General features: G+C 65.8%; 4 protein-coding genes. 2 read left to right on the forward strand and 2 right to left on the reverse strand.

Annotation, left to right across the window (positions count from 1 at the left end; all coding sequences use genetic code 11):
* Both Q0627_RS11675 and Q0627_RS11680 read left to right on the forward strand, forming a co-directional pair.
* A partial coding sequence (locus Q0627_RS11675) for an ATP-binding cassette domain-containing protein (protein WP_298810057.1) occupies positions 1–768 on the forward strand: 768 nt, incomplete at its 5' end.
* Between the two features lie 25 nt (positions 769–793).
* A complete protein-coding gene (locus Q0627_RS11680) occupies positions 794–2,464 on the forward strand; it encodes an alpha/beta-hydrolase family protein (protein ID WP_298810065.1) in 1,671 nt (556 codons plus the stop codon).
* Positions 2,465–2,541: 77 nt separating this feature from the next.
* On the opposite strand, the gene Q0627_RS11685 is transcribed toward Q0627_RS11680, so the two are convergent.
* Together Q0627_RS11685 and Q0627_RS11690 are read right to left on the reverse strand one after the other, a co-directional pair.
* Positions 2,542–4,809: an excinuclease ABC subunit UvrA gene (locus Q0627_RS11685; protein ID WP_298810060.1), complete on the reverse strand. Its 2,268-nt coding sequence runs from the start codon at positions 4,807–4,809 to the stop codon at positions 2,542–2,544.
* A 43-nt stretch (positions 4,810–4,852) separates the two neighbouring features.
* Entirely contained in the window at positions 4,853–6,400 is a 1,548-nt protein-coding gene (locus Q0627_RS11690) for an ABC-F family ATP-binding cassette domain-containing protein (protein WP_298810063.1), read from the reverse strand.
* Positions 6,401–6,538: the final 138 nt, after the last annotated feature.

The following is a 6,538-nucleotide window of genomic DNA, read 5'->3' on the forward strand; positions in this document are numbered from 1 at the left end:
ATCGAGGGCACCACCGTCAAGATCGGCTGGCTGCGCCAGGAACTCGACGACCTCGATGAGGATCAGCGGGTCCTCGACGCCGTCGAGGATGTTGCCGGCCGGATCATGGTGGGCGACAAGGAGATGTCGGCATCACAGCTCGCCGAGCGGCTCGGATTCACCCCCGCCAAACAGCGCACGCCGGTGCGGGACCTGTCCGGCGGCGAACGTCGCCGCCTGCAACTGACGCGGGTACTGATGGCCGAACCGAACGTGCTGCTGCTCGACGAACCCACCAACGACCTCGACATCGACACCCTGCAGCAGGTGGAGGACATCCTCGACTCGTGGGCGGGCACCCTGGTGGTGATCAGCCACGACCGGTACCTGATCGAGCGGATCTGCGACAGTACTTGGGCGTTGTTCGGCGACGGCAAACTCACCAATCTGCCCGGTGGTATCGAACAGTATCTGCGCAGGCGGCATGAGCTCGTGGCCTCGGCGTCGCCCGTCTCTGCACCGAAACAGGCTGCCGCCGTGGGTGATTCCAATGCCGAATCACCCAGACTGTCCGCCGCCGAACACCGTGAGGCACGCAAGACGATGAATCGTCTTGAGCGCCAGATCGAACAGTTGTCGGCCAAAGAGGACAAACTGCACGCCGACCTCGTGGTGGCCGCAACCGATCCGGCGAGACTCGTCACCCTGAATACCGAACTCAAATCGGTTGTGGAACAAAAGGAAACCGCCGAAGCCGAGTGGCTCGAAGTCGCCGAACTCCTGGACTAGCGGCGTGGACGACACCATCGACACCGTGATCGACAACGACGGACTGCTCTCGCGGCTCGTGCATGCCTACCGGGCGCGTTTCAGCCTCGCCGGACTGTCGACGGCGCTGGTGATGCTGTGGCTGTCGGTGACGCCGTCGTTGCTGCCGCGGGACGCCCTGTTCCAGGGACTGATCAGCGCCATCTCGGCCGCCACCGGCTACCTGCTGGGTGTCTTCCTGTCGTGGCTGGTCCGGTACCTGATCTCCCGCGACTCGCCGTGGCCGGATCCGCGTCGGACACACTGGCTCGCGTTGATCGCGGTGGCACTGGCCGGCACACCGATCATGCTGTTCTGGTTTTCCCGCTCGCAGGACGAAATCCGCGACCTGATGGGGATGTCACACATGTCGTGGCATGCCTACCCGGCTATCGCGCTCGTCTCGCACATCGTCTTCGTCCTGCTGGTGCTGCTCGGCTGGGCGTGGGCCGACGCCGTGCGGGCGCTGACTCGCCGGCTCCGTAAGTTCGCCCCACCCCGGATCGCCGCCATCACCTCGGCGTTGCTCGTCGCGACGCTGACCGTCCTCCTCCTCAACGGTGTGGTCGCCAAATACTCGATGCGGGTGATGAACTCGTCGTTCGCCGCACTCAACGACGAGACGACCGCCGAATCCGAACCGACGACGTCGCCGCTGCGTTCGGGTGGGCCCGGTTCGCTGGTGACCTGGGATTCGATCGGGCTGCAGGGACGGGTGTTCATCGGGACCGGGCCCACTGTGGCGGATCTGGAACGGTTCAACGGTGCCCCGGCGAAAGAACCGGTCCGTTCCTACGTCGGCCTCGGAAGCGAGGGCGACCCGCGGGAGAATGCGAAGCTCGCCGTCGCCGAGATGGAACGCAGCGGCGCGTTCAGCCGCAAGATCATCGCGGTCGCGGGCACCACCGGCACCGGCTGGATCAACCGGTCGACCGTCGACTCGCTGGAATACATGTACAACGGTGACACCGCCACCGTTGCCATCCAGTACTCGTACCTGCCGAGCTGGTTGTCGTTCCTCGTCGACAACGAACGCTGCCGCCGCGCGGGGCAGGCATTGTTCGAGGCGGTGTCGGCGCGGGTCCGCAAGATCCCGGAAGCGCAGCGTCCCAAGCTGGTGGTGTTCGGCGAAAGCCTGGGCACCTCGGGAGCCGAGGCCCCGTTCGGCACCATCCCCGATATCGCCGCCCGCACCGACGGCGCGTTCTTCGCCGGCCCCATCGTCAACAATCCGGTGTGGAAGGCGACGCTGCGCGACCGGGACAAGGGCAGCCCGGAGCGGCTGCCGATGTTCGAGAACGGCGACCTGGTGCGCTTCGTCGCCAACCGTCACGACATCGCCGCCGCCGAAAAGCGGCCGTGGCCGAGCATAAGCCGAATCCTGTTCCTACAGCACGCTTCCGACCCGGTGGTCTGGTGGGATCCGGGAACCATTCTGCGCAAACCGGATTGGCTGCGCGAAAAGCGCGGCCCCGACGTCCACCCCGGCATCCGGTGGATACCGCTGATCACCTTCCTGCAGATCTCCGCCGACATGGTCGCCTCCGACAAAGTACCCGACGGCCACGGCCACAACTACTCCAGCGAGATCCCCTACGCCTGGCAGGCGATCCTCCAGGTCCCCGGCTGGACCGACGGCAAATCCGCCCGCCTCGGCCCGGAACTGGCCCGCTACTGAGCTTTCCTCGGGTATTGCCTCCGAATCATGTTGTCTGAGTTTGCTGTTGATCTCGGAAAACGAGATCAACAGCAAACTCACAAGAGGTAGCGGCGGAGATGGGTGGCGGTGTGGCCGGTGCCGTGATCGATCATCTTTTCGGGAGTGCCCTCGAAGACGACCCGGCCGCCGTGGTGGCCGGCGTCGGGGCCCAGGTCGATGATCCAATCGGCGGCGGCGATCACGTCCAGGTTGTGTTCGATCACGACGAGCGTGGAACCGCTGTCGACCAGACGGTCGAGCAATGCGATGAGGCGGGCGGTGTCGGCGACGTGCAGGCCGGTGGTCGGTTCGTCGAGAACAATGGGGTGTCCGGGCGTTCCGAGGTGGGTGGCGAGTTTGAGACGCTGGCGTTCACCGCCGGACAGGCTGGTGAGCGGCTGGCCGAGTGTCAGATACTCCAGGCCCACATCGCGCAGACCCATCAGCACTCGCACGATGGGCCGGGAGTCGAACCAGTCCAGCGCGTCGTCGACACTCATCTCGTAGACGTCGGCGATGCTCACCCCGTCGATCGTGATGGCCTGCGACTCCGGGGTGAACCGGCGTCCGCCGCACGCTTCGCACGGGGCGAGTACACCGTCCATGAACGCGAGGTCGGTGTAGATGACACCGTTGCCGTCGCATTCGGTGCACCCGCCCGTCGAGTTGGCGGTGAACAGACCGATCGGTGTGCCGGTCGTCTTGGCGAACAGTCGGCGGATCGGGTCGAGCATGCCGGTGAACGTGGCCGGGTTGGATCGGCGTGAGCCGCGGATCGGCCGCTGGTCGATCACCACCGTGCCGGGTTCGGCCTGCGGGAGGTGACCGAGGATCAAGCTACTCTTCCCCGATCCTGCGACGCCGGTGACCACGGTCATCACCCCGCGCGGAATCCGGGTATCGACGTCGCGCAGGTTGTGCGTGGATGCACCGGTGATGGTGACCCAGCAGTGTGGTGCCCGGCGCTCGCGCCCCGACGGACGTGGCTGGGCGAGGCCGCGGCCGGTGACGGTGCCGGCCTTGCGTAGTCCCGGGTAATCACCTTGGTACACAATGGCTCCGCCGATGGCTCCGGCGCCGGGTCCCATATCGATGAGGTGATCGGCGATCGCCATGATGTCCGGGTCGTGCTCGACGACCAGCACCGAGTTGCCGCGGTCGCGAAGCTCGCAGAGCAGAGCGCCGAGTGCCGCAACGTCCCGCGCATGCAGTCCCACCGTCGGCTCGTCGAATACGTACAGCATGTCCGCGAGCGCGCTGCCCAGGTGCCGCACGATCTTGATGCGTTGCGCCTCACCGCCCGACAGCGTCGATGTGGCCCTGTCCAGGCTCAGGTACCCCAGGCCGACGGTCACCATCCGCTGCAGGTGCACACGGAGACTGTCGATCAACGGCGCCACAGCGGGTACGTCGAGCCCTGCGACGAGCGTGGCCAGGTCGCTGATCTGCATCGCGTTGCAATCGGCGATCGACAGTCCACCGATCATGCTGCCGCGCACCGCTTCCGACAGGCGGGGACCCCCCCCGTCGGGGCAGGGCCCCCGGGGGACGATACGCTCGGACGCCCCCCCTTGCGCACCCCTTGACGGATTGGGGTCGCGGCGGAGATAGATGCGGTTGAACCGGCTGATCACGCCCTCGTAGGTGCTGCCGACCGCATCGATCCCGGCGGGAGCGTGCAATTCACCGGCCGGCGCGTAGAGCAGGATGCGCCGTTGCTCGGGTGTGTAATCACCGATTTTCATCGCCGGATCGAAGAATCCGGATTTGGCGTACGCCTTCCACATCCACTGGCCGGGTGCGAACATCGGAAAGTCGATGGCGCCGTCGTCCAGCGACTTCGTGTCGTCGATCAGCGCGGCCTCCACCACCCGGGCGGTCACCCCGAGTCCCTCACAGCCGGGGCACATCCCGGCCGGATCGTTGAAGCCGTACGCATTCGAATACCCGACGGCCGGTTGGGCGATCCGCGAATACAGCAGCCGTAGGCGAGCACCGATATCACTGATGGTGCCCACCGTCGACCGTGGTCCGCCGCTGAGACGTTTCTGGTCGACGACGATCACCGCCGACAGATTCTCCAACAGGTCGACGTCGGGGTGGGCGTAGCTCGGCATCCGGGACTGCACGAACGCCGAGAACGTCTCGCTCAGCTGACGTGCCGACTCGGCGGCGATCGTGTCGAACACCAACGACGACTTGCCCGACCCCGACACCCCGGTCACCACCACCAACTGATGCTTCGGGATGTCGACGTCGATGTTTTTCAGCGAGTTCTGCCTGGCTCCCCGAACCCGGATCATATTGTGTGATGAGCCGCCCATGACACGCAGGTTGCCCCTGATTGCGGACAGCCACTGTCCGCGACTACACCGTCACTGTTCGATCCACGCCTACCCGCTGCACGAACCCCGGGTCGTGTGACACCAGGATCAGCGCGCCCTGCCAGCGGGCGAGGGCGTAGGCGAGCTGCTCGACGGTGTCGATGTCGAGGTTGTTGGTGGGTTCGTCGAGGATCAGCAGTTTGGGCGTGGGCCGGTGCAGCAGGGCCGACGCGAACGCCGCCCGGATACGTTCTCCGCCGGACAGTTCCGACAACAGCTGATCACCGCGCCTGCCGCGGAACAGGAACCGGGCGAGCTGGGTGCGGATCTCGTACTCACCGACGTCCGGGTTGGCGGCGGTGAGGGCCGCCACCAACGACTTCGACTCGTCGTCGAACTGAAGGCGTTGCGGCAGATAGGCGTACGGGACGCAGATCGCCTCAGCGGTGGACATCAGCGAGCGCAGCAGCGTGGTCTTGCCCGAGCCGTTGGGTCCGGAGACGGCAACCCTTTCGGGGCCAAGCAGTTTCAGGCGATCATCGTCGACCACCTCGGCGCGGCTTGCGAGCGTCACCTCAGGGAGCGCGATGCGTGCCGATGCGTCGGCGCGGACCCCGTCGCGGGCCTCCTGTAGCCGGTCGGCGGCCGCGATCACGTCGTCGCGGTGCCTGCCCGCGAGCTTCCCGGCGGCGATCTCGGCCGCGTTCTGCCGCAGGCCCATAATGATCTTGGGTACCCGCTTCTCCCGCTCCGCCTTTCGGGCGGTGCGCTCACGCCGGGCGAGTTTGATGTTGGCCTCCTCCTTCTCCCGTTTCTGCTTGGCCAGATCAGACCGGGCGTCGCCGACCGCGGCCAGGGCAGCTTCGTGTTCGGCGTCGAGGATCTCCCGGTACATTGAGTATGGCCCACCGAACAGCCGGATCGACCCGTCGTGCAACTCCAGCGTCGCTTCGACACGTTCGAGCAGTTCCAGGTCGTGGGTCACCACCAGCAGCACGCCGGAGAACTGGTCGATCATCCGGAAAAGACTTGCCCGGGAACGGGAATCGAGATTGTTGGTGGGTTCGTCGAGCAGCAGCACCGACGGCCGGCGCAGCAGTGCTCCGCAGATCGTCAGCAGTGTGGCCTCGCCACCGGACAGGGAGTTGACGGTCCGCTGTAGATCCTCATGCGGCAGACCGGATTCGGCGAGCATCGCGCGGGCGCGCTCCTCGATGTCCCAGTCGTCGCCGATGACCTCGAAGTCGGCAGGATCGACCGATCCGGCCTCCACACGGGAGAGTGCAGCGAAGATCGGGGTGATCGCCAGGACGTCGGCGACGGTGCGAGTCGGGTCGGCCTGCGGGTTCTGTGCGACGAACTCGACGTCGCCGACCGTGGTGACACTGCCCGTCGCGGGGCGCAGATCACCGGCGATCAGCCGCAGTAAGGTGGTCTTCCCGGCGCCGTTGGAACCGACCAGCGAATGCGTGCGGCGGTCGACGGAGAACGACAAGCCGGTGAACACCGGCGTACCGTCAGGCCAGGAAAAACTCAGATCAGAAACGGTGAGGGCGGTCGAAGGGACAGGAACAGTATGGTTTTCGGACATGACAACTCCAGAAGTGACTCGATGAGGCGACGCGAAGATGCGTCGATTCGGGGCACTTCAGTCATTCATTCCGAGAATCAGCTCCTAGTACTACAGCCGTAGATCGGGAGTGGTGACGATCACGCGTGTGTTTACGCT

Source organism: uncultured Gordonia sp., assembly GCF_937858515.1.
In the GTDB taxonomy this organism is placed as follows: Bacteria; Actinomycetota; Actinomycetes; order Mycobacteriales; family Mycobacteriaceae; genus Gordonia.